We start from the raw sequence: 21,566 nt of genomic DNA on the forward strand, positions 1-21,566 counted from the left end.
GCGTTCATCCCGCGCAACGCGACCGTGCGCCGGGTTGCCCGCAAGGCGCGCAGCCTGCGACGGGGGGTGCAGACGCCGTCCGTTCCCTTCTCGATACGTACGGAGGCACCCGCATCGTTCACGGGCACAGCCCGATTCCCTACCTGCTGGGCGAAGTCGGCTCCGAGGACGACGAAGAGAACACCAGGCCGGTCGTGGAAGGGCCGCACATCTACGCGGACGGACTCGCCATCGCCATGGACGGTGGAGTGACCATGGCCGGAAAGCTGCTGGTGAGGCAGCTCCCGCTGGACGTCTGAGCTTTCGGTACGCTGTTCTGTCCCTCCGGCGCCACACGCGGGCCACACCCAATTTCCGGCAACCCCCTGTCACCGCGTGCCTTAACGGCTCTACCATCGGTTTATCCGTAGCAGGCTCCCCTCCGTTTCTGCCCGACGGTTCGCCGGCGTGCGAGCCACCAGCCCTACGGAGCATCGGGGGATGCACATGAACAGCGTTCCGCAGCACCTGCACAGCGAGGACCGCCAGGAATACGAGCGGATCCTCGACGAGGCGCTGCGCTCCGCCCCTTACCGTCCCGAACTGGCCGGTACCGGTCGGCATTTGAACACCGAACAGCTGCGCACCATGGCGCTCAACGCCACCGCACTGATAGCGGCGGCCGCGGCGACCGAGTACCAGCACTATGTGAAGGTCCGCGAGGAACTGCGCAATCCGGCGCGGTCCACCCCGGCCCCCGTCCGGCAGTCCGACTCCGCCGAGTCGGCCGCGGGCGGTTCGCTGGGGCTCGCCACCACCCTCGGCGAGGCCGCCGAGACCACCGGCGCCGGAGGTTTCGCCCTCGCCCTGGTCCTGGCGCCCGTGCTCGCCGGCACCGCCGCCGCGATCTTCCTGCTCGTCGGCTACGTCCTGAAGATGCTGGACCCGGCCCCGGCGTTCGCCCAGACCATGCTCACCGCCGGTTGGGTGTTCGGTGCCGTGACCGCGGCCGCCATCCTCATGGCGGGCGCGGGGCTGCTGCTGACCGCACTGCGCAACAGCCCCTCGCTGGAGGCGGGGGCCTACGGCGAACCCGACGGCGAGGTGGCCAAGGCCCGGCAGGCCTGGCGGGACGCCGTGCTGGAGCGTGGCATCCTGCCCTTCCTGCGGGAAGCGCTGGCCACTGACGCCGGTACGGCCGAACTGCGCCGTACGGCCCCGTCGGGACCGGCGGGCCGGATGCCGCGCCTCGGCTACGACCGCCCCGGCTTCAGCACCGACGACGGCGCGGCTCCCGCCCCCCGGCCGAGCTTCAGCAGTCCGGACTACACCAGCCCGGACTTCGGAGGCCCGGAACACCAGCCGGAATAGCCCGGCCTGCGCCCCTTCCGGGGGCGCGGGCCGGACACCCGGTCCTACCCGGTGGCACCGGGGAGCTGACGGGCGGTGCGCTCGTCGACTCGTCCCGTGCCGCCCGGACGGCGGCGCTGTTCGCCTGCGCCCAGTCGGTGATGCCCTCCACACACGGCGGCACCGTCGGATACAGCGTGCGGGTCAGTCCGCAAGGGCCACCAGCACCAGCATGGTCCACTTTCCGGCGATCAGGTCCAGCACGGCACGAGTGGGACAGTCCTGCAGAAACACGTCCACGCCACCGTGTTCTCGCAGATCGAAGCCGGAGGGAGCCGGCGCGCTGTCGTCACGGAGATGAAGGTCCGTCACAAAGTGCGTGCGGTCCTCCTCGACGGCGACCATCTGGTGTTCCTGCGCCGAGGATGGCCCGGCGGTTCCCTGTACTGGACGACGGTCGGCGGGAGCGTCGAATCCGACGACGCCGATCTCGACACGGCCCCGCGCCGCGAGGTGGAGACGGTCACCGTCACCCAGCACTACTTCCTGGCCGACCTGCTGGACCTCCGTCCCGAGCGCCGCAGCGGTCCCGAACTCGACACCCCCGACACAGGTGACTTCGATCCGGTCCGGATCCCGCTGGACGCTACAGCCGTGACCGCCCTCGGCCTCCACCCGCCGGAACTCGCCGCCTATCTGCTGGAACACGTCGACGCATGGCGAGACCGGTAACCGGCCGGCAGCCGGGAGGGGTTCAGTCCGCCAGCGGCAGATACACCCGGTTCCCGCTCGCCGCGAACTCCTTCGACTTCTGGAGCATTCCCTCCGCGACCTCCTCCGGAGACGCCCCCTCGGCCGCCGCGCCGCCGAATCGCTCCGTGATGCTCTGGCTGATCTTCATCGAGCAGAACTTCGGTCCGCACATCGAGCAGAAATGGGCCGTCTTGGCCGGCTCCGCCGGGAGGGTCTCGTCGTGGAACTCGCGGGCCGTGTCCGGGTCCAGTGCGAGGCTGAACTGGTCCTCCCACCGGAACTCGAAGCGGGCATCGGACAGTGCGTCGTCCCACTCCTGCGCACCCGGGTGGCCCTTGGCCAGATCGGCCGCATGGGCGGCGATCTTGTAGGTGATGACGCCGGTCTTGACGTCGTCCCGGTTGGGCAGCCCCAGGTGCTCCTTGGGCGTGACGTAGCAGAGCATCGCCGTGCCCCACCAGGCGATCATCGCAGCACCGATGCCCGAGGTGATGTGGTCGTACGCCGGTGCGACGTCCGTGGTCAGCGGGCCGAGCGTATAGAACGGAGCTTCATCGCAGACCTCCTGCTGAAGGTCGATGTTCTCCTTGATCTTGTGCATCGGGACATGGCCCGGGCCTTCGATCATGGTCTGCACATGGAAACGCTTGGCGATCCGGTTGAGTTCCCCGAGGGTCCGGAGCTCCGCGAACTGCGCTTCGTCGTTGGCGTCCGCGATGGAGCCGGGGCGCAGACCGTCGCCCAGGGAGTACGTGACGTCGTAGGCGGCGAGGATCTCGCAGAGTTCCTCGAAGTTCTCGTACAGGAACGACTCCTTGTGGTGCGCGAGGCACCAGGCCGCCATGATCGAGCCGCCCCGCGAGACGATGCCGGTCTTGCGGTTCGCCGTGAGCGGGACGAACGGCAGTCGGACGCCCGCGTGGACGGTCATGTAGTCCACGCCCTGCTCGGCCTGTTCGATCACCGTGTCCTTGTAGATCTCCCAGGTCAGCTCCTCGGCCCGGCCGTCCACCTTCTCCAGGGCCTGGTAGAGCGGCACCGTGCCGATGGGGACGGGGGAGTTGCGCAGCACCCACTCCCGGGTGGTGTGGATGTTGCGGCCGGTGGAGAGGTCCATGACCGTGTCGGCGCCCCAGCGGGTCGCCCAGGTCATCTTCTCCACCTCCTCCTCGATGGAGGAGGTCACCGCCGAGTTGCCGATGTTGGCGTTGACCTTCACCAGGAACCGCTTGCCGATGATCATCGGCTCGATCTCCGGGTGGTTGACGTTGGCCGGCAGCACGGCCCGCCCCGCCGCGATCTCCGCACGGACGACCTCCGGCGGGACGTTCTCCCGGATGGCCACGTACTCCATCTCGGGCGAGATCTCGCCTCGGCGCGCGTACGCGAGCTGGGTGACCGCCTCACCGGTCCGGCCCCGGCGCGGCTGGCGCGGACGTCCCGGGAAGACCGCGTCCAGGTTGCGCAGCCCGCCGCGCGGCGCGGTGTGCTTGATCCCGTCGTCCTCGGGACGGACCGGCCGGCCCGCGTACTCCTCGGTGTCACCGCGGGCGACGATCCAGTTCTCCCGCAACGGGGGCAGCCCCCGGCGGACGTCGGTCTCGACGAGCGGATCGGTGTACGGGCCCGAGGTGTCGTAGAGGGTGACCGACTGCCCGTTGGTCAGGTGCACTTGACGGACCGGCACTCGCAGGTCGGGGCGCGAGCCCTCGACATAGCCCTTGTGCCAGCCCACGGACTTCCCGGCCCCCTGCGGCGCTTCACCCGTGGTGGGCTGTTCGTCCTGGCTGAAGGCAGGCGTGCGTGCGTCCTTGTTGGTCATGAGACCTACTCCCTACGCCGGCATTACCCGGTAACAGGTTCGGCGGTCGACGCAGCGGCTTCCGTGGAGCGGTGCTCCCTGTGGAACTTCACTTGTTCCACGTGAAACATCGCGAATACGGAGGTCAGCGCCCTCTCAGCCCGGTGCTCCGAGCTCCCGCGTGTGCAAAGGTGCCTCCACGCTAGCGTCAATTCGGGCGCGGTGAACAGGGGGCCCCTGCCGTTCTTGCGATGATCGGGCGGTGACCACGACACAGCAGCCCCCCTATCCGCCTTCTGACCCACGGCGCGGCAACGGCGCGGCAACGGGCGGCGAACCGGGCCACGGGGGCCATGGTGCCGGTGCCGGGCGTGCCCATGCGCACGAGCAAGGGCACGTCCACGGGCAGGGACACCAGCACGGCGGTGAGTACGGACACGGGTCCGGCCAGGAGCACGCTCCTGGCGACGCCCACAGCCGGACGGCCGGCGCCGGTCCGGGTCACGGACATGCCGGTACCGGCGGCGGACACGGCCACTCGCACAGCCACGGTCCCGCCGCCCCCGTCTCGAAGCATCTGCGCAAGGTCATCGCGGCGATCCTGATCCCCTTCACCGCCGCGGTGGTGGTCGGCCTGGTGGTGCTGTGGCCCGGCGGCGCCCCGCCGCACGAGCGCACCGGCGTCGGTTTCGACCGGCAGACGCAGGCGGCCACGGTCGCCAAGGTCGTCTCGGTCAGCTGCAAGTCGGTCAACGCCTCGGGGGGCGGTTCGACCGGTGACATCCCCACCACCGAGGGAGGGTCCGGCAAGCAGGAGGACGGCGGCACCTGCAAGAAGGCCACGGTCCGGGTCGACACCGGCAAGGACAAGGGCCGTACCTTCACCGAGATCGTGCAGCCCGACCAGTCACGGCAGTTGCACCAGGGCGAGAAGGTCGTGGTCGCCTACGAGCCCTCGGCGCCGAAGGATCTGCAGTACTCGGTCACCGATGTGAACCGGAAGTTCCCGATGGCGCTGCTGGCCGGGATCTTCGCATTCGCCGTCGTGGTGGTGGGCCGCCTGCGCGGGGTGATGGCGCTGGTCGCACTGGCCGTCAGCTTCATGGTGCTGACCCTGTTCATCCTCCCGGCGATCCTCCAGGGTTCGAATCCGCTGCTGGTGGCGGTGGTCGGGGCGAGCGCCATCATGCTGATCGCCCTGTACATGTGTCACGGACTGTCGGCCCGTACCTCCGTGGCGGTGCTCGGCACGCTGGTCTCGCTGTGCCTGATCGGCCTGCTCGGCTCGGAGTTCATCGACTGGGCCGCTCTCACCGGCAACACCGACGACAACACCGGGCTGATCCACGGCCTGTACCCGTCGATCGACATGAGCGGTCTGCTGCTGGCCGGCGTCATCATCGGTTCGCTGGGCGTGCTGGACGACGTGACGGTGACCCAGACGTCGGCCGTGTGGGAACTGCACGAGGCCAACCCGACGATGGGCTGGCGCGGGCTGTACCGGGCGGGCATCCGCATCGGCCGCGACCACATCGCCTCCGTCGTCAACACCCTCGTGCTGGCCTACGCGGGCGCGGCGCTGCCGCTGCTGCTGCTCTTCTCCATCGCGCAGAGCAGCGTGACGACGGTCGCCAACAGTGAGCTGGTGGCCGAAGAGGTCGTGCGCACACTGGTCGGCTCGATCGGACTGGTCGCCTCGGTGCCGGTCACCACGTTGCTGGCAGCCCTGGTGGTGTCGGCCGACCGGCCGGGCACGGAGGCGGTCGCGGCGTTGGAGGTACCGGCACGCGGCGGACGGGGGCGGCGCCGGAAGCACTGACGGCGCCAGGAGAGCACGCAGAAGCGTTCCTGCGTGTCCTCATCCGGATCGGGGGGAGGAACGTGTCCCCCGTGGCCGCGGCGTCTCAGCCGGCGCTCTGCTCCTCGGCCAGGATGCGGTCCAGGGCTTCGTCCAGATGGGCGTCGAAATCGGCGAGCGCGCCTTCCTGGCCGAGCGGCACCAGCTTGTCCGTACGGTCGAGAAATGCCACCAGCGGGGGCGCCGAGGAACGGAACATCGCCTGGTCGCAGCCGACCTGAAGACGGATCAGCACCTCGCCCAGCACCTCGGAATCGGCGGGTGCGATATGCACATCACCCTCGCCGCACGGCCGGCCCACCCCGTCGATCAGCAGCTCACGGCCGAACGCCCAGGTCACCGGCGCGTCCCCGGGCAGATGGAACGTGAGCCGCACGGCATACGGATCACAGGTCTCGTAGCGCAACTCCACGGGGATGCGGAAGGAGAGCTCCTCCGAGACGAGAAAGCTCATCATGACTTCTGCTTGTACGGACTCGCGCATCGTCTACCCCGTCATATGACGCCGACTGGCCGGGTTTACCCCTTTGATAGTGGTCAAATCTTGCTGAACGTACACGGGAGATCACAAGGAGTGAGTTTTCAGATACTGATAGCGATGGCCAGGGAACCCAGGTGCCTTCCGACTTCGCCCTGCAACTGCCGTACCGCGGGCAGCAGCCGGTCGGCCTGGTGAAGCGGAAGGGAGATGGCCATGGTGGCGGCCGTGGTGCCCGCGGTGATGGGGATGGCCGCGCACACCGTCCCCAGCGTGTACTCCTGGCGCTCGACCGCCGGGTCCATCCGGCGGGTGCGCTCCAGCCTGCGCAGCAGCGCGTGGCTGTCACGCACCGTGTACGGGGTGAGCGTCTGCACGGGGTACCGGTCGAGATGGTCGCGGCGGGCGACATCGTCCAGCTGGGAGAGCAGACACTGGCCGATCGCATGTGCATGGGCGGTCTCGCGGAAGTCCGCCCACTCCTCGACCGCCGGAGCAGCCGGGGAGTCGGAGACGCACACGACCTCGATCTCACCGTCCCGGTACATCGCGTAGTAGACCGGTACACCGATCGCATCCCGCCAGTGGGCGAGGGTGTCGACGACCGCGCTGCGACGTTTCTGCTGCGCTCCGCTGCTGCTCAGCCGCTCGGCGGCCTCGCCGAGGAAGAACAGGCCCTTGTCACGGTGGAGGTATCCCTCGTGCACGAGAGTGCGCAGCAGGTGGTAGGCGGTGGGCAGGGCGAGGCCGGTCTCGCGGGCCAGTTGTTTGGCGGGGGCGCCGTGTTCGTGCTCTGCGACACATTCCAGCAGACGCATGGCGCGCTGCACGGAACTGATGAGAGTGGCCGAATGCGGCTGTGCGGGGTCGGCCTGGGTGGCCGGCCGCTGCACGGGGGGTGTGGTGGAACTGCGTCGGGCGGGTGGTGGGCGGTGTTCCGTGGGTGCTGAGGCGGCGTCAAGCGTGGCCAAGAGTCGCTCCCGGAGCGCGAGGGGGTCAGCGACTCTAACCGTCTGTCGCCGCCTTCGGTCGGCCCGTTGGGGGAAACTTCCCTCGCCCGAGGGAACCGGTGATTCCTGTTACCGGCCACCGATTCCCACGGTCCTCACCAGTCGCTCTTCGACGAGGAGTTCGACATGAACTTCCGCACGATGTAGATCAGCCCGCCGACCAGTGCCACGAAGATCAGCAGCTTGAAGAGCAGATAGGCCAGGAAGCCGACGATCGCGCCGATCAGGCCACCGAACACCACCAGTGCGATGACCGGCACCGCGATCCACTTCACCCACCACGGCAGACCCGTGAAGATCTCTCGCATTGCCCTGTCCTCAGCTTTCTCGTGCGCTTGGCACGGAAGTCTCGTGCGTCCCGCACGATGCGATGTCCTGCTCTCGATGCTAGAGCCACGAGGGGGCCGTCAGGGGGCCTCGGATCCCTTGTCCTCCCCTGACCCGTCCCCTAGGGAACCCCGAGGACCGGGGTCAGGCCTCAGGCGGAGAGAAGACGACCAGGACCCTCAGGTCCTCGCTGATGTGGTGGAACTTGTGGGCCACCCCGGCCGGCACGTACACCACGCTGCCCCGTGCGACCTGCGTGGTCTCCAGGCCGACCGTGATGGCGGCACGGCCGCTGACGACGAAGTAGACCTCGTCCTGGTTGTGGGGCTGCTGTGGGTCCCGCTCGCCCGCGTCCAGGGCGTAGAGGCCGACCGACATGTTCCGCTCGCGCAGGAACTGCAGGTAGGCACCGTCGTTGGCGGCGCGCTCCGCCTCCAGTTCGTCCAGCCGGAATGCCTTCATCGCCGTTGTCGCCCTCGCCTCACTACTTGCGTTCGATCTCGTCTGTCACGATCAGACACATGAAGAATTTCGTAGTCAAGACGATCGCCAACGCGGGCGCCCTGGCGGTCGCCGTGTGGCTGCTCGACAAGATCACTCTGACCGGCGACAGCACCGCGAAGAAGGTCTGGACCCTGATCCTCGTCGCCCTGGTCTTCGGTCTGGTGAACTTCCTCGTCAAGCCGATCGTGAAGATCCTGACCTTCCCGCTGTTCATCCTCACGCTCGGTCTGGTCACCCTGGTGGTCAACGCGCTGATGCTGCTGCTGACGTCATGGGTGTGCGACAAACTCGACCTGAGCTTCCACGTGGAGGGGTTCTGGACGGCCGTGCTGGGCGGTCTGATCATCTCGATCGTGTCCTGGGCCCTGAACATGATCCTTCCCGACTCGGACTGAGCACGCCATGACCTTCCGCGTCTGCTTCGTCTGCACGGGCAACATCTGCCGTTCCCCGATGGCCGAATCCGTCTTCCGTGCCCGCCTGGCCGAGGCCGGACTCGACGACCGGGTCGAGGCCGACAGCGCCGGAACCGGCGGCTGGCACGAGGGCGACGGCGCCGACCCGCGCACCGTACGCGTCCTTGCGGAACACGGCTACGACAGCGACCACACCGCCCGCCAGTTCCAGGTGGCCTGGTTCGCCCGCCTCGACCTGGTGATCGCGCTCGACTCCGGTCACCTCAAGGCTTTGCGCCGCCTGGCCCCCACCGAGGAGGACGCCCGCAAGGTGCGGCTGCTGCGCTCCTTCGACCCCGCTGCCGGTGACGACCTCGACGTACCGGATCCGTACTACGGCGGTCTGGACGGCTTCGAGGAATGTCTTGAGATGGTGGAAGGGGCGAGCGAGGGACTGCTCGCCGCCGTGCGCGACGAAGTGGAAGGAGCGGCCGTATGAGCCAGGCAGCCATGGGCGAGGGCACACGAGCGGTGCGCGCGGGGCTCCCCGAACCGGTCAAGAACGAGCCGACCCTGCCCGGACCGGTGTTCGCCGCGCACTTCCATCTGCCGGGCGAGGTCAGCGGACCGTACGCCTACGGGCGGGACGAGAACCCGACCTGGACGCATCTGGAGCGGGCCGTCGGTGAGTTGGAGGCGCCCGGTGAGGACGTCGAGACCTTGGTGTTCGCGTCCGGCGTGGCGGCCGTCTCGGCGGTGCTGTTCTCCCAGCTGCGTGCCGGGGACGCGGTCGTACTGCCCTCCGACGGCTATCAGGTGCTGCCCCTGGTCCGCGCCCAGCTGGAGGCTTACGGCATCGAGGTGCGCACCGCGCCGACCGCCGGTGACGCCCAGCTCGACGTCCTGGACGGCGCGAAGCTGCTGCTGATCGAGTCGCCGTGCAACCCGGGCCTCGACGTGTGTGACATCCGGCGGCTCGCCGAGGCGGCACACGCGCGTGGCGCCCTCGTCGCCGTCGACAACACCCTCGCCACCCCGCTCGGCCAGCGGCCGCTGGCGCTGGGCGCCGACTTCTCCCTGGCCAGCGGCACCAAGCAGCTCACCGGACACGGGGACGTTCTGCTGGGGTACGTCGTCGGACGGGACGCGGAGGCCATGGCCGCCGTACGCCGCTGGCGCAAGATCATCGGTGCGATCTCCGGGCCGATGGAAGCCTGGCTGGCGCACCGCTCCCTCGCCACCCTCGAGTTGCGGGTGGACCGGCAGAACGCGACCGCCCTGCTGCTCGCGGAGGCGCTGCGCGGGCGGCCCGAGGTGACCGGGCTGCGCCATCCGGGGCTGGCCGACGATCCGGCCCACAAGATCGCCTCGCAGCAGATGCGCCGCTACGGCTCGGTGATCTCGTTCACGCTGCCCACGCGCGCGCGTGCGGAACGCTTTCTCGAATCCCTGCGGCTGGTCGACGACGCGACGAGCTTCGGAGGGGTGCGTTCCACGGCCGAGCGGCGCCGGCGCTGGGGCGGGGACGACGTGCCGGAGGGCTTCATCCGGCTGTCGGTCGGGGCCGAAGATCCCGAGGATCTGGTGGCGGATGTGCTCCGCGCACTCGACGAGTCGGCCGGGTGACCGGATTACGGACGCCCGCACCGGTCCGGCTACGCATGACGGACGGTCCGAGCCTCCCCCCTCGTGGCTCGGACCGTCGCGGTTCCAGCGCGCCAAGAACCGCGTGACCAAGGCTAGTTGACTCTGCGTCAGTGTCCAATCACTGTAGCGGCAGAGACCTATCGACTTATTTATAGTTGTGGACCTGCCCAGGGGCCGGGAAAGGGGCAGGCCGAACGGGAGGGCGTGGGATGGATCTGGCCTTGTTGCGCACCTTCGTGACCGTGCACCGGGCCGGATCCTTCACCCGCGCCGCCGCCCTGCTCGGCCTCTCGCAGCCGGCCGTGACCGCCCAGATCCGGACCTTGGAACGGCAGCTGGGCCGTCCGCTCTTCCTGCGCCAGGCCCGGGGGGTGACCCCCACGACGATCGGGGACGAACTCGCCCACAAGGCCGCCCCTCACCTCGACGCCCTCGTGGAGATCGCGGAACGCGGCCTCGACGACGAATTCTCCGTACGCACCCTGCATCTCGCCGGCCCGCCGGAATTCACGGCCGAGCGCGCCCTCCCCGCCCTCACGGAGCTCGCCGGTGACGACGGCCAGGGGTTCGCGCTGCGAGCCTCCTTCGGAAACGCCGAGGAGACCTTGGAGGGGCTGTCCGCCGGACACCACGACCTGGTCATCAGTACGCTCCGGCCGCGCGGCGCCCTGCTCACCGCCACCGCGCTCTGTGACGAGGAGCATGTGCTGGTCGCCGCTCCGCGCTGGGCCGTGGAGATCGGCGCCGGGACGGTGGGGGACAAGGGTGCGCCCGCCCTGGATTACCTGCCCGTCGTGGAGGTCCATGAGTCGTTGCCCTTCGTCTCCCGCTACTGGGGCTCCGTGTTCGACGCCCGTCCGGCCGCCTCGGGCACGGTCGTCGTACCGGACCTGCGCGCGGTCCTCGCCTGTACGGTCGCGGGTGCCGGGCTCGCCGTCCTGCCCCGGTACCTGTGCGCGGCCGCCCTGGAACGCGGTGAGGTCATGGCCCTGCACGATCCCGCGGTACCTCCGCTGCGGACGTACTTCCTGGTGGTGCGCACCGGCACGCTCGCCATGCCCCACGTGGCGCGGGCGCACGAATGGCTCCGGCACGCGGCCGCGGACTGGGGTTGAGCACGATTCCGTGGGCTACCCGGGGTACGGCCGCTCGATGGGTCCCCACGATGTTTCACGTGGAACAAGCTGGGCCACATTTCTCCCATGACCGTCCGACCCGTGGTCAAGCGCACCGCGCGTGCCGTTCTTCTGGACGGCGATGACCTGATCCTGATCAAGCGCACCAAGCCCGGTGTCGATCCCTACTGGGTGACCCCCGGTGGCGGCGTCGAGCCGGAGGACAGCACCGTCGTCGACGCCCTGCACCGCGAGGTGGACGAGGAACTCGGCGCCAAGATCACCGACGTCGTACCCTGCTTCGTGGACACCGTGGAGCACATAGGCGACAGCGGCAGCGCGACCGGCGTGAAGGTCCAGCACTTCTTCGTCTGCCGGCTGGAGTCCATGGACCCCGAGCGCCGGCACGGCCCCGAAGTCGATGAGCCCGCGGGCGAGTACGAGATCGTCCGCGTCCCCTTCACCCGGGTCGGGATCGCCTCCGTGCACCTCGTACCGCTGTCCCTGCGGCACTACCTGGACGGCAATATCGAGGGTGTCCGGGCCATGCACGCCCCCGACCTCGGGTGACGGCTCAGTAGCCGACGACGACCGGTTCCTCGACCGAGTCGTGCCGTATGCGGTGCGCGGGGACACCGGCATCCCGCAGCGCATGGACGCCGTTGCGGATCATGCCGGGCGGGCCCGAGACGTAGGCGTCGTACTCGGTCCACGGGCCGCGCCCGCGGATGGCGTCGGGGAGCTGGATCCGCGCCCGCTGGTCTGCGACCGCGCGTACCGCGAGCCAGGGATGGCTCTGCTGAAGTCGGAGCAGGGTGTCGAGGTCGTACAGGTCGTGGTCGGTGCGGGCGCCGTAATACACCTCGACGGGGCGGCGTGCGCCGCGGTCGGCGATGTCCTCGACCAGCGCCTTGATCGGCGCTATGCCGGTGCCGCCGCCCAGGCAGAGCAGTCCGTTGTCCGTGGTGTGGTCGACGGTCATCGAGCCGCCGGGCGGTCCGAGGCGGACCACGTCGCCGGGGCGGGCGCGGTGGACCAGGGCGTTGGAGACCCAACCGGCCGGGACAGCCTTCACGTGGAAGGTGAGCAGACCGTCCGAGCGGGGCGCGGAGGCGAAGGAGTAGTGCCGCCAGACCCGAGGCCACCAGGGCGTCTCCATGCCGGCGTACTGCCCGGCGAGATAGGGGTACGGCTGCTCCGGGCGGAGCGTGAGCACCGCGACGTCCGCGGTCCTGAGCTCGTGCGTGACGACCTCCGCGTGCCACCAGGCGGGTGCCCGCAGCTCGTCCGTGGCCGCCGCGTCGATCATCACCTGGGACATCGCGGTGTACGTCCGCACCCAGGCCGCCTCCGTCTCGGGGCTCCAGCTGCCCGAGGCGTACCTGCTCAGCGCGCCGATGAGGCACTCGCCGACAGCCGGGTAGTACTCGGCGCGGGTGCCGAACTTGCGGTGCCCGCGTCCCAGGTTCTGCAGGTACTCGACCAGGACGGGCGTGTTGTCGATGTGCTCGGCCGTCGTGAGCAGGGCCTTGAGCAGCCGGTCCCGCTGGGTGTCCATGGCGGCCGGGAAGAGTGCACGCAGTTCGGGGTGGCGGACGAAGAGCAGCGCGTAGAAGTACGAGGTGACCTTGTCGGCGATCGGACGGATCTCCGCCATGGTGTCGCGCACGCGGATCGCGTCCGGGGAGGGGTCCTGCCGGGGTGGCGCGCCGCGCTGCGGTGGGACACGGCGTCCGGGCGTCTCCCCCGAACCACCCGGCGCCACGACCGACAGCTCGGCGGAGGGTTCGCCCGCGGGACTGCTGTGGGGCGGTGTGAACCAGCCGCCTCCGACGGCCCCGTCGCCGTCCGTCGACGCGGTGGTCGGAGCGTCCATGGTGTGCCTCGCCTCGAACATCTTGCGGTCGGTCCCCGCACTTCACTCGGAAAGTGCCTGCGTTCCCCCCGTTGACGGCCGGCTCCACCTGGTCGGGCGTGAGACGCGACACTGCCGCCGTAACGCCCTGCCGCAGACGTGAACCGGACTCGACACTACCCGCCGCCGCTTCGGGCACACGTACCCCCGTGCCTCGTTCCGTCGGTGGCCGCCCCTCGTTTCACGTGAAACAACCCGCAGTTCCAGGGAGCTGCACTCATGGCGGCGACATGGCCAAAAGCGCGTGTGTCCCCTTTGAAACAGGTGGACGCCGGGGGTGCAGGTCGGCAAGCCTGACCTGCGTGCCAACTCCTTCCGTCGCCGCTCTGCCCATTCGCCGACTGACGCCACGCGATCTCGTCGCCTGCGCCGACCTGTCCGAGGACCGGGGGTGGCGGCGCGAGGAACACAAGTGGCGTCTCCTGCTCACGGCCGGGCAGGGCTACGGCATCGACGACCCCGGCGGAGGCCTGGTCGCCGCCTGCGTCCTCACGCAGTACGGCCCGGGAGAGCACCCTGATCTCGGCGCGATCGGCATGGTTCTGGTCGCCGAACGGCATTCCCGTCAGGGTGTCGGGCGGCGGCTGATGCGGCACATCCTCTCGGTGACGGGGCCGATCCCTCTGACCCTGTACGCCACCCCGTACGGCCGCCCGCTCTACGAGGAGCTGGGGTTCAAGACCACGGGACGCTCGGAGATGCTGGCCGGTCCCTTCACCCCGGGCGGCCCCGAACCCCGGGTGGCGACGCGGCCGGCCACCGCCGAGGATCTCGGTTCTCTTCTCCAGTTGGACGAGGAGGTGTTCGGCAGCGACCGCACCCCACTGATCACCCGACTGCCCGCCTTCGCGGATCAGCTCCGCGTGGCCGTGGACGACGGCCGGATCGTGGGCTACGCGGCCGCCTGGCCCAACATGGAGACCCATGTCGTCGGGCCGCTGATCGCCCGTGACACTCCGACGGCGAAGGCCCTCATCGCGTCGCTCGCCGCACACACCGACCGCCCGCTGCGCACCGACATCGATGTGCGGCACGAGGAACTGCTGGCCTGGGTGAAGGAGCACGGACTGACCTCCGTCGCCATGAACTCCGTCATGACGTACGGCATCGCGGAGCTGCCGGGCGACTGGACACAGCGGTTCGCGCCGCTGACGGTGGCAGCGGGCTGACGGTGACAGCGGGCTGACGGTGACAGCGGGCTGAGGCCCTCCACAGGGCGTCAGGCCAGTGCCTCCACGGCGGTGACGGCGAAGCCGTGATCCTGGTCGGGGGTGCCGCCGCCGATGCCGACCGCCCCGACGGGCCGGCCGTCACGCCGGACGGGGACACCCCCGGCGATGAAGAGCAGCGGCCGCTCCAGCGCCGTCGGCAGGGTGTGGAAGGGACCACCTGGCTGGACGGCGTCGACGAGGTCGGCGGTGGGGGTGTTCAGCTGCAGCGCCGTGTACGCCTTGCGGGTGCTGGTCTCGCCGGAGATCAGCACAGCGCGGTCGTCCCGCCGGAAGGCCAGCAGATGGCCTCCGGCGTCCAGAACGGTGATGCTGACGGCGACTCCGGCGGTCTCGGCCGCTCGGCGGGCCTCGGCGATCAGCAGCTCGGCGTCCTGGATGGTGAGGGGGGCGACGGCGGTGGTGCTCATGAGTTCTTTCTCCTACACGGGGCTGGTGAGGTTCAGGGGAGGGGGTGGCGCGCCGCAGCGCGGCTCAGCGGTGGACCGGCTCGTGCTGCCGGGCGGGACTGCCGTCGGCGGTCACGGTGGCCGGGGTGTTGTCGCGGCGTTCCATCGCGGCCGAGAGGAAGGCGAGGACCAGGGCGGCCGCGGCCAGGGCGGCGCCGACCCAGTTGGGAGACGTGTAGCCGTAGCCGGCGGCGATCACCATGCCGCCGAGCCAGGCGGACAGGGCATTGCCGAGGTTGAAGGCACCGATGTTCACGGCCGAGGCCAGGGTGGGGGCACCGTGCGCCTGGTCGAGGACGCGCTTCTGCAGCGGTGGCACGGTGGCGAAGCCCAGGGCGCCGATCAGGGCCACGGTCAGGGCCGCCGCGAACCTGTTGTGTGCGGTGAGCGTGAACAGGGCGAGAACGACGGCCAGGGCGCCCAGGGACACGTACAGCATGGGCATCAGGGCGCGGTCGGCGAATGTGCCGCCGACGAGGTTGCCGCCCACCATGCCGAGTCCGAAGAGGACCAGCAGCCAGGTGACGGAGCCGTCGGCGAAGCCGGTGACCTGGGTCATCATCGGCGCGATGTAGGTGATGGCCGCGAAGACCCCGCCGAAGCCGAGAACGGTCATTGCCATGGCAAGCAGGACCTGGGCGTTCTTGAACGCGGCCAGCTCGTGCCGCAGGTGCACGCCCGCCGGCTTGGGCAGTTCGGGAACCAGCCTGGCGATACCGGCCAGACCCACGCCGCCCAGGGCGGCGACGATACCGAAGGTGACACGCCAGCCGACGTGCTGCCCGACGAGGGTGCCGAGCGGGACACCGATCACGTTGGCCACCGTGAGGCCGGTGAACATCATCGCGATGGCTCCCGCCTTCTTGCTCGGCGCGACCAGTTCGGCCGCGACGACCGAGCCGATGCCGAAGAAGGCACCGTGGGCGAGGGAGGCGACCACGCGGCCGATCAGCATGACGGCGAAGACGGGGGCCACCGCGGACACCAGGTTGCCGACGATGAACAGACCCATCAGCAGCATCAGCATCCGCTTGCGCGGGAGCCTGGTGCCGAGGACGGTCATCAGCGGGGCACCGATCACCACACCGAGCGCGTAGCCGGTCACCAGGAGGCCGGCGGTGGGGATGGAGACCCCGAAGTCGCCCGCGACCTCGGGCAACAGACCCATGATCACGAACTCGGTCGTGCCGATTCCGAAGGCCCCGATCGCGAGGGCCAGAAGCGCGAGAGGCATGGGGATAGAACCTTCCCAGACGATTGCAGGTGCGCTTAACGTGCGTCCACAATAGTTGCAGACGCGGGCTATATGCAACCGAGGGATATTGCGAACCTGCTCTACCCTGGTTTCAGTCGCTCCGGGACGGAGGAAAACGCCCAATGACTGCCACGGATCCCGCGCTCACCGCCCTCGCCCAGGGCTGGTGCGCTCTCTCTCTGCTGCACGGCAGGATCGAGGCGCACATCGAGCGCGCCCTCCAGTCGCAGCACGACCTGAGCGTGCGCGAATACTCCCTGCTCGACGTCCTCAGCCGACAGCACGACGGCGAAGGAGGACATCTGCAGATGAAGCAGGTCGCCGATGCGGTCGTGCTCAGCCAGAGCGCGACCACCCGGCTGGTGACCCGCCTGGAGGACCGTGGCCTTCTGGAGCGCTACCTCTGCCCGACGGACCGGCGGGGCATCTACACCAACGTCACCGAGGCAGGGCTGCACCTGCTCGGACAGGCTCGTCCCACCAATGACACGGCATTGCGCGAGGCCCTCGACGAGGCGGCCGGGAACCCGGAGCTGGCTCCCCTGGTCCGGGTCGTGGAGTCGCTGAACGTGCCCGCGTAGGCTCCGGGCATGGGAGATCTCGACATACGCGCCGCGATCGCCGACGACATTCCGGCCGTCGTCGGCATGCTCGCCGACGACCCGCTCGGCGCCACCCGGGAGTCGCCCGACGACCTCGCGCCCTACCTGAGCGCACTGGACCGCCTCAGCGCGGACCCCAACCAGCAGCTGGTCGTCGCCGTGCGCGAGGGCCGTGTCGTGGGCACGCTCCAGCTCACCATCATCCCCGGACTGTCGCGGCGGGGTGCCACCCGGTCGATCATCGAGGGCGTACGGGTCCATGCCGACGAGCGCGGCAGCGGGCTGGGCACCCGGTTCATCGAGTGGGCGATCGACGAGTCCCGCCGCCAGGGCTGCCGGCTGGTGCAGCTGACTTCGGACTGCACGCGCACCGACGCCCATCGTTTCTACGAGCGGCTGGGCTTCACCGCCTCACACGTGGGCTTCAAGCTGGAGATCTGAGCGCCGCAGCCGCAGCCTCGGTGCGTGTGATGGAAGAACGCGCAGGCGCGGGACGGCTTCCTCACAGCACCGCCCACCGCATTTTGCTGGGACAGACGGTGCCGCGTGACACGCACCAGCTGACCGGCTTCCTCACCGCGTGCCTGGTCACATCCTCCGAGCATCCCGCGTGGATCGCGGCCTGGCAGCGAACCCGCGGCAACCAGCATGACCAAGCCCCCTCAGCGATTGCGCCGCAAAGGCGCGCACCGCGCAGACACGCGACGACGACAGCACCTGCGCGTCCCTCGGTTCCCGCTTCGGGTCTGTACGCCTCGGTGCTCGGACCGGTGCGGCTGTGGCGGGACGGACAGCCGCTGTCCGCCGGTTCCCCGCAACAACGGGCCCTGCTCGCCGCCTTGGTGCTCAGGGAAGGACGGACCGCGACAGCAGCGGAACTCATCGACGCGTTGTGGGGCACTGAACCACCGTCGCAGGCGCTGGCCGCCGTGCGGACGTATGCCTCCCGGCTGCGCAAGGTGATGGACCCGGGAACATTCGTCAGCGAGTCCGGCGGCTACGCCCTACGCCTGCCCGGCCAAGCATTCGACGTGAGCGTGGCGAGTCATCTGGCCAGACAGGCTGAGCAGATGCGCGTACAAGGGGATCTGGAGCACGCGCGGATATTTCTGCGCCAGGCACTGGGGCTGTGGGAGGGCGAACCACTGGCCGGGGTACCCGGCCCCTTCGCGGATGCTCAGCGGGTCCGTCTGGAGGAATGGCGACTGCAGCTGCTCGAAAGTCGCTTGGACCTGGACCTCGCGTGCGGTCTGCATGCTGACATCGTGGCCGAGCTTGTCGCGCTGACGTCTGCCCATCCGCTGCGTGAGCGTCTGCGCGAGCTGCTGATGCTCGCCCTGTACCGGGCAGGGAGGCAGTCCGAGGCCCTCGCGGTGTACTCGGACACCCGCAGGCTGCTCGCCGAAGAACTAGGCGTCGACCCGCGGGAAGAGCTGGTCCGCCTAAAGGAGCGGATCCTGCAGGCAGACCCAGAACTGGCGGTCAACACGGCGCCCTCCCCCACCAACGCGCGGACTCCTTCCTACATCCTCCCGGCTCAACTGCCGCCCGCAGTACCCGACTTCGTAGGACGCTCGGACGTACTAGCCGAACTGGAAGACGTGCTGACTGCTGCCACGACCGGTGACAGCCTGCCCATCGCGGCTGTATGCGGTCCCGGCGGCGTAGGAAAGACCGCCCTGGCCCTCCAGGCCGGCCACGCAGTTGCACAACTCTTCCCGGACGGCCATCTCTACCTGGACCTCCACCAGACAACACCGGAGGCTTCACTCGCCGCAGCACTCCACGCTCTGGGGGTGACAGAGACAGCCGTTCCGGCAGGCCTCAAAGAACGCTCTGCGCTATACCGCTCGGCTCTGCACGGCCGTCGTGTCCTCGTGGTCCTGGACCACGCGACGGACGCGACACAGGTCCAGTGGCTGCTGCCCGGAGCACGAGGGTGCGCCGTTCTCATCACCTCTCGCAAGCGGTTGATCGACCTGGCCGGTGCGCACCTGGTGGAGCTCGACGTCATGTCCCCTGCCGAGGCGCTCCAGCTCTTCACCAGGATTGTCGGCCGCCCACTGCCAGGTGAACACGGGCCGGCGCGCTACGTGATAGCCGCATGCGGCTTCCTGCCGCTCGCTGTCCGTGCCGCTGCCCGCCGCCTGGTGGCACGCCGGACCTGGACAGTCTCAGACCTGGCAGACAGGCTCGCAGACGAGGACAGCCGCCTGGACGAACTGCAGGCGGTGAAACCTGCCATCCAGAGCAGCTATGACGAACTCAGCGCCGGCCAAGCCGACGCCTTCCGCATACTGAGCTCGTCCGCTGAGACATTTCTGCCCCTTAAGGAAACCGCGCGTCTCCTCGGCTGTGGCATCGCGGATGCAGAGCGCCTTTCGGAGAACCTGGTCGACGCCGGACTACTGACATCCATCGGCGACGGAACCTACCAGGTACCCCTGCTGGCTCGGCTCTACGCGAGAACCCTCCCCCGCCCTTAACAGCTCTGCCTCGACTTGCAACATCAACGCTTCCGCGGTCGCCCGCCCTACACGACGGCGTCTTTGGCAATCGTCTCCAGCGCGCTGATGCCGTCGCCTACGAGCAGGGATCTCAACTTGGTGCCAGTCATCGGATGGACGCCCCCACACAACCAACTACGGCCAAGTAAGCAAAAAACGACCTGATAGCCTTTCAAAGATGCATGTCCCGAAGGGCCTTCCCTACACGCGTGGGGGTCTGTCCAGCGGGGTCAGGAAGGTCTCGGCCGCCGCGGCGTCTTCCCCACACGCGTGTGGGGGTCTTTCCATGGCGTTCGCGGCCGGAGCGAACGGCCTGGTGTCTTCCCCACGCGTGGGGGTCTGTCCTGCTCGTACAGCCGGTCTACGACGGTCCGTACGTCTTCCCCGCGCGCGTGGGGGTGTGTCTGTGATGCTCGCCGCGCCGATCGTGTTCTCCCCAGCACGTAGGGGCTCACTCGATCCAGGCTTGTGGGATGAGCTTACGTCCGCCACGCCAGTTGTGGCGGACCGACTCCTGGAACCACGGCTCGTCGAGATTGGCGTGGTCGGAGACGATGATCTGCAGGTCAGGGGCGAGTTCGGAGGCTACGTCGTGGATGAGACGGAACAGGCGTGTGACAGCTGCCCGGTCGGTGTCGTCGTCCAGGGTCCCTGACTGCTGGTCGACTTCTGAGCGGTACCAGACCTGGGTGGGCTGGTCCAGCATCAGGATGCGCGGGACGGGCCGGTTCTGGCGGGTGAAGTAGCGGTGCAGGGCGAGGTGGACGATCACGTGGTAGCCGACCCAGTTCTCGCCGCTGCCGATACGGAAGAGCGGGGCTGGTCCCTGTTCGGTGTCGGTGACGACGGTCAGGCGGCTGAGGTCGAGGCGTACGCTCTGTCCGCTGTGCTCTAGTTGGAGCCTGTCTGCCCAGTCGGTCATGTCCTGGCTGAGGGCGACGAGGCGTGAGGTGAGCTGTTCGCGTTCCTCGTTGGGGTCGAGTTCGGCTGCCAGTGCTGCGATCCGTGCCTGGACGGTGTCCAGCAGGTGCTTGAGCCGGGTCACTTCTTCGTCGGTGCTGGCCGGCAGTGCGGCGAGGCCGGCGTGGATGCGTCCACGCATGAAGTCGCGGCGGGAGGTGTCGGTGAGCTGTTCGGTGACGGCGCGGGCGGAGACGAGGGAGTGGAGGGTTTGTTCGACGGTGCGGATACGGGCGCGTAGTTCGCTGGCTGTCTCGTCGAGCTGAGTGAGGGCGGCCCGGCGGGCCGGTCGGGCCGCTTCGACGCCCTGGAGCTGGTGTTGCAGGCTCAGCAGGCTCCGGTGGAGTTCTGCCGCTGTGGGGTCGGGTTCGGGCAGGGCCGAGCCGCACAGGGCGCAGGCGGTGTGGTCCCGGTTGTGGTCGGGCGGCGTGTTGAGCAGGTTCAGGCTGGCCAATCGTGCGGTCTGGGTGCGTACTGCTCCCGCATAGTCGCCGGCCGATTCGTCCTGCTGCAGAAGGAGTTCGCGTTCGTCGGCGACGCTTCTGAGGCGGGCGCGCAGGGTGTCGCGTTCGCGTTCGAGGTCGCTGCGGCGGGCTGCTGTCTGCGGGTCGGCTTCGGCCGGCACCGGGCCGGCGGTCACCGCTTGGTGCAGGGCGGCAAGGGCGGCGGTGCGCTCGGGCTGTTCTTCGGAGTCGACCATGCCCAGGGCGAAGGCTTCGCGCCACAGTGTGGCCAGGCCCGCCTGCGCGGTCTGCGCAGCCTGGAGGGCTTGCTGGTAGGCCGTCTCCGCTGTGCGTGCCTCGCGCCGGGCGGCGGTGAGCTGGGCGCGTTTGAGGGCCTGGTCGCGGGGGACGGCGCCGAGGAAGTAGGGAATGGTGTCTTTCAGGGTCTGCGCCATGAACTGCTCGCCCTGGCGGTGGAAGAGGAATCCGGGGTCGGCGATCTCGCTCTGGCGTTGCAGGCACAGCAGGGCCGCGTGGCCGATGTGGGCCTCCAGGGCCTGCCGGGTGGATCCGGTGGGCGCCTCGTGCAGGTTCTCTTCGATGCCGATACGGCGCCCGAGCTGTTCACGGACCGCGTTGGTGTCCGAGTTGACCTCGAGGTCCTCGTAGTTTGGGGGTTCGAGGTCCGCGCCGAAGGCCAGCATGGCCTGCTGGGTGGAGGATTTGCCGGGTTTGGGCGCGGGCCGGGCCACGAACGCGCGGCCGGTCTCCAGCTGGAACAGGGCGGCGTACCAGGACACGGTGCTGGTGATGGGCCCGACCGGCATCTGCAGGGTGTCGCGTCCCAGGCAGGATTCGACGATCTCCAGCAGGGCGCTCTTGCCCGTTTTCGATTCTCCGGTCACCACGTTCAGGGCGCCCGGGGTGAAGTCCAGGACCTGCCGGTCGCCGGTCTTGCTGTACAGGATGATCGCGAGCAGTTGCACCGG

The 21,566-nt window shown here is 69.1% G+C and carries 21 protein-coding genes, 2 pseudogenes and 1 riboswitch; of the genes and pseudogenes, 13 read left to right on the plus strand and 10 right to left on the minus strand.

Annotated elements, in window-relative coordinates; genetic code table 11:
• Together ABZ646_RS06905 and ABZ646_RS06910 are read left to right on the plus strand one after the other, a co-directional pair.
• Positions 1 to 299 (plus strand): annotated as a pseudogene (locus ABZ646_RS06905) (hypothetical protein); the annotation flags it as partial.
• Positions 300 to 480: 181 nt separating this feature from the next.
• On the plus strand, positions 481 to 1,350 hold the full coding sequence (locus ABZ646_RS06910) for a hypothetical protein (RefSeq protein WP_360513722.1): 870 nt from the start codon (positions 481 to 483) through the stop codon (positions 1,348 to 1,350).
• Positions 1,351 to 1,533: 183 nt separating this feature from the next.
• Here ABZ646_RS06910 and ABZ646_RS06915 read toward each other — a convergent pair whose 3' ends face one another.
• Positions 1,534 to 1,734, minus strand: a complete 201-nt coding sequence (locus tag ABZ646_RS06915; protein WP_360513723.1) for a hypothetical protein — start codon at positions 1,732 to 1,734, stop codon at positions 1,534 to 1,536.
• Between ABZ646_RS06915 and ABZ646_RS06920 the strand changes: the two genes are divergently transcribed.
• Entirely contained in the window at positions 1,705 to 2,061 is a 357-nt protein-coding gene (locus ABZ646_RS06920; RefSeq protein ID WP_360513725.1) for an NUDIX domain-containing protein, read from the plus strand. The two genes, ABZ646_RS06915 and ABZ646_RS06920, sit on opposite strands and share 30 nt — an antisense overlap.
• Positions 2,062 to 2,083: 22 nt before the next feature.
• Here ABZ646_RS06920 and thiC read toward each other — a convergent pair whose 3' ends face one another.
• Positions 2,084 to 3,904 carry a phosphomethylpyrimidine synthase ThiC gene (gene thiC, locus ABZ646_RS06925; RefSeq protein ID WP_360513727.1) on the minus strand — a complete coding sequence of 607 codons (1,821 nt, stop codon included), beginning with the start codon at positions 3,902 to 3,904 and terminating at the stop codon, positions 2,084 to 2,086.
• Positions 3,897 to 4,074: riboswitch (TPP riboswitch) on the minus strand. Its footprint overlaps the gene before it by 8 nt.
• Positions 4,075 to 4,145: 71 nt before the next feature.
• Between thiC and ABZ646_RS06930 the strand changes: the two genes are divergently transcribed.
• A complete protein-coding gene (locus ABZ646_RS06930) occupies positions 4,146 to 5,702 on the plus strand; it encodes a YibE/F family protein (RefSeq protein WP_360513729.1) in 1,557 nt (518 codons plus the stop codon).
• 85 nt (positions 5,703 to 5,787) lie between these two features.
• Here the strand turns inward: ABZ646_RS06930 and ABZ646_RS06935 are convergent, their stop codons facing one another.
• The 4 genes from ABZ646_RS06935 to ABZ646_RS06950 all read right to left on the minus strand — a co-directional run bounded on the left by ABZ646_RS06935 (position 5,788) and on the right by ABZ646_RS06950 (position 8,018).
• Positions 5,788 to 6,225 (minus strand): SsgA family sporulation/cell division regulator, encoded by a 438-nt coding sequence (locus ABZ646_RS06935; protein WP_132888303.1) that lies wholly within the window; start codon positions 6,223 to 6,225, stop codon positions 5,788 to 5,790.
• Between the two features lie 98 nt (positions 6,226 to 6,323).
• Positions 6,324 to 7,049: an IclR family transcriptional regulator C-terminal domain-containing protein gene (locus ABZ646_RS06940; RefSeq protein ID WP_360513731.1), complete on the minus strand. Its 726-nt coding sequence runs from the start codon at positions 7,047 to 7,049 to the stop codon at positions 6,324 to 6,326.
• Between the two features lie 275 nt (positions 7,050 to 7,324).
• Positions 7,325 to 7,537, minus strand: coding sequence for a DUF5326 family protein (locus ABZ646_RS06945; protein ID WP_132888304.1), 213 nt, complete (start codon positions 7,535 to 7,537; stop codon positions 7,325 to 7,327).
• A 163-nt stretch (positions 7,538 to 7,700) separates the two neighbouring features.
• Complete coding sequence (locus tag ABZ646_RS06950) at positions 7,701 to 8,018, minus strand: cupin domain-containing protein (protein ID WP_360513733.1); 318 nt, start codon at positions 8,016 to 8,018, stop codon at positions 7,701 to 7,703.
• 59 nt (positions 8,019 to 8,077) lie between these two features.
• On the opposite strand from ABZ646_RS06950, the gene ABZ646_RS06955 reads away from it, so the two are divergent.
• The 5 genes from ABZ646_RS06955 to ABZ646_RS06975 all read left to right on the plus strand — a co-directional run bounded on the left by ABZ646_RS06955 (position 8,078) and on the right by ABZ646_RS06975 (position 11,787).
• Positions 8,078 to 8,455, plus strand: a complete 378-nt coding sequence (locus tag ABZ646_RS06955) for a phage holin family protein (protein WP_360513735.1) — start codon at positions 8,078 to 8,080, stop codon at positions 8,453 to 8,455.
• A gap of 7 nt (positions 8,456 to 8,462) precedes the next feature.
• Positions 8,463 to 8,954 carry a low molecular weight protein-tyrosine-phosphatase gene (locus tag ABZ646_RS06960; RefSeq protein ID WP_360513738.1) on the plus strand — a complete coding sequence of 164 codons (492 nt, stop codon included), beginning with the start codon at positions 8,463 to 8,465 and terminating at the stop codon, positions 8,952 to 8,954.
• Positions 8,951 to 10,081 (plus strand): cystathionine gamma-lyase, encoded by a 1,131-nt coding sequence (locus ABZ646_RS06965; protein WP_360513741.1) that lies wholly within the window; start codon positions 8,951 to 8,953, stop codon positions 10,079 to 10,081. Before ABZ646_RS06960 ends, ABZ646_RS06965 begins: the two co-directional genes overlap by 4 nt.
• Positions 10,082 to 10,311: 230 nt before the next feature.
• Positions 10,312 to 11,217: a LysR family transcriptional regulator gene (locus ABZ646_RS06970; RefSeq protein ID WP_360513744.1), complete on the plus strand. Its 906-nt coding sequence runs from the start codon at positions 10,312 to 10,314 to the stop codon at positions 11,215 to 11,217.
• An 87-nt stretch (positions 11,218 to 11,304) separates the two neighbouring features.
• Positions 11,305 to 11,787, plus strand: coding sequence for an NUDIX hydrolase (locus ABZ646_RS06975; protein WP_360513747.1), 483 nt, complete (start codon positions 11,305 to 11,307; stop codon positions 11,785 to 11,787).
• 4 nt (positions 11,788 to 11,791) lie between these two features.
• On the opposite strand, the gene ABZ646_RS06980 is transcribed toward ABZ646_RS06975, so the two are convergent.
• Positions 11,792 to 13,114, minus strand: a complete 1,323-nt coding sequence (locus tag ABZ646_RS06980; protein WP_360513749.1) for a globin domain-containing protein — start codon at positions 13,112 to 13,114, stop codon at positions 11,792 to 11,794.
• Between the two features lie 320 nt (positions 13,115 to 13,434).
• Here ABZ646_RS06980 and ABZ646_RS06985 point away from each other — a divergent pair, with 320 nt between their 5' ends.
• On the plus strand, positions 13,435 to 14,301 hold the full coding sequence (locus tag ABZ646_RS06985; protein ID WP_360513752.1) for a GNAT family N-acetyltransferase: 867 nt from the start codon (positions 13,435 to 13,437) through the stop codon (positions 14,299 to 14,301).
• A gap of 50 nt (positions 14,302 to 14,351) precedes the next feature.
• Here the strand turns inward: ABZ646_RS06985 and ABZ646_RS06990 are convergent, their stop codons facing one another.
• Both ABZ646_RS06990 and ABZ646_RS06995 read right to left on the minus strand, forming a co-directional pair.
• Positions 14,352 to 14,771 (minus strand): heme-binding protein, encoded by a 420-nt coding sequence (locus tag ABZ646_RS06990; protein ID WP_360513755.1) that lies wholly within the window; start codon positions 14,769 to 14,771, stop codon positions 14,352 to 14,354.
• A gap of 64 nt (positions 14,772 to 14,835) precedes the next feature.
• Positions 14,836 to 16,044 (minus strand): MFS transporter, encoded by a 1,209-nt coding sequence (locus ABZ646_RS06995; RefSeq protein WP_360513758.1) that lies wholly within the window; start codon positions 16,042 to 16,044, stop codon positions 14,836 to 14,838.
• A gap of 143 nt (positions 16,045 to 16,187) precedes the next feature.
• Here ABZ646_RS06995 and ABZ646_RS07000 point away from each other — a divergent pair, with 143 nt between their 5' ends.
• From ABZ646_RS07000 to ABZ646_RS07010, 3 genes and pseudogenes are all read left to right on the plus strand, one after another.
• Complete coding sequence (locus ABZ646_RS07000) at positions 16,188 to 16,646, plus strand: MarR family transcriptional regulator (protein ID WP_360513761.1); 459 nt, start codon at positions 16,188 to 16,190, stop codon at positions 16,644 to 16,646.
• A 9-nt stretch (positions 16,647 to 16,655) separates the two neighbouring features.
• Positions 16,656 to 17,108 (plus strand): GNAT family N-acetyltransferase, encoded by a 453-nt coding sequence (locus tag ABZ646_RS07005; RefSeq protein ID WP_360513764.1) that lies wholly within the window; start codon positions 16,656 to 16,658, stop codon positions 17,106 to 17,108.
• Between the two features lie 305 nt (positions 17,109 to 17,413).
• Positions 17,414 to 19,135 (plus strand): annotated as a pseudogene (locus tag ABZ646_RS07010) (BTAD domain-containing putative transcriptional regulator); the annotation flags it as partial.
• Between the two features lie 490 nt (positions 19,136 to 19,625).
• Here ABZ646_RS07010 and ABZ646_RS07015 read toward each other — a convergent pair.
• Positions 19,626 to 21,563: a DUF3732 domain-containing protein gene (locus ABZ646_RS07015; protein WP_360513767.1), complete on the minus strand. Its 1,938-nt coding sequence runs from the start codon at positions 21,561 to 21,563 to the stop codon at positions 19,626 to 19,628.
• Positions 21,564 to 21,566: the final 3 nt, after the last annotated feature.

Origin of the sequence: Streptomyces sp. NPDC007162 (genome assembly GCF_040634175.1) — a bacterium.
Lineage (GTDB): Bacteria > Actinomycetota > Actinomycetes > Streptomycetales > Streptomycetaceae > Streptomyces.

Excerpts from the sequence above, each read along its gene's own strand:
- ABZ646_RS06910 (WP_360513722.1), top strand. The coding sequence starts at position 481 with ATGCACATGAACAGCGTTCCGCAGCACCTGCACAGCGAGGACCGCCAG.
- ABZ646_RS06915 (WP_360513723.1), bottom strand. The coding sequence starts at position 1,734 with ATGGTCGCCGTCGAGGAGGACCGCACGCACTTTGTGACGGACCTTCAT.
- thiC (WP_360513727.1), bottom strand. The coding sequence starts at position 3,904 with ATGACCAACAAGGACGCACGCACGCCTGCCTTCAGCCAGGACGAACAG.
- ABZ646_RS06935 (WP_132888303.1), bottom strand. The coding sequence starts at position 6,225 with ATGCGCGAGTCCGTACAAGCAGAAGTCATGATGAGCTTTCTCGTCTCG.
- ABZ646_RS06945 (WP_132888304.1), bottom strand. The coding sequence starts at position 7,537 with ATGCGAGAGATCTTCACGGGTCTGCCGTGGTGGGTGAAGTGGATCGCG.
- ABZ646_RS06950 (WP_360513733.1), bottom strand. The coding sequence starts at position 8,018 with ATGAAGGCATTCCGGCTGGACGAACTGGAGGCGGAGCGCGCCGCCAAC.
- ABZ646_RS06955 (WP_360513735.1), top strand. The coding sequence starts at position 8,078 with ATGAAGAATTTCGTAGTCAAGACGATCGCCAACGCGGGCGCCCTGGCG.
- ABZ646_RS06960 (WP_360513738.1), top strand. The coding sequence starts at position 8,463 with ATGACCTTCCGCGTCTGCTTCGTCTGCACGGGCAACATCTGCCGTTCC.
- ABZ646_RS06965 (WP_360513741.1), top strand. The coding sequence starts at position 8,951 with ATGAGCCAGGCAGCCATGGGCGAGGGCACACGAGCGGTGCGCGCGGGG.
- ABZ646_RS06970 (WP_360513744.1), top strand. The coding sequence starts at position 10,312 with ATGGATCTGGCCTTGTTGCGCACCTTCGTGACCGTGCACCGGGCCGGA.
- ABZ646_RS06975 (WP_360513747.1), top strand. The coding sequence starts at position 11,305 with ATGACCGTCCGACCCGTGGTCAAGCGCACCGCGCGTGCCGTTCTTCTG.
- ABZ646_RS06980 (WP_360513749.1), bottom strand. The coding sequence starts at position 13,114 with ATGTTCGAGGCGAGGCACACCATGGACGCTCCGACCACCGCGTCGACG.
- ABZ646_RS06990 (WP_360513755.1), bottom strand. The coding sequence starts at position 14,771 with ATGAGCACCACCGCCGTCGCCCCCCTCACCATCCAGGACGCCGAGCTG.
- ABZ646_RS06995 (WP_360513758.1), bottom strand. The coding sequence starts at position 16,044 with ATGCCTCTCGCGCTTCTGGCCCTCGCGATCGGGGCCTTCGGAATCGGC.
- ABZ646_RS07000 (WP_360513761.1), top strand. The coding sequence starts at position 16,188 with ATGACTGCCACGGATCCCGCGCTCACCGCCCTCGCCCAGGGCTGGTGC.
- ABZ646_RS07005 (WP_360513764.1), top strand. The coding sequence starts at position 16,656 with ATGGGAGATCTCGACATACGCGCCGCGATCGCCGACGACATTCCGGCC.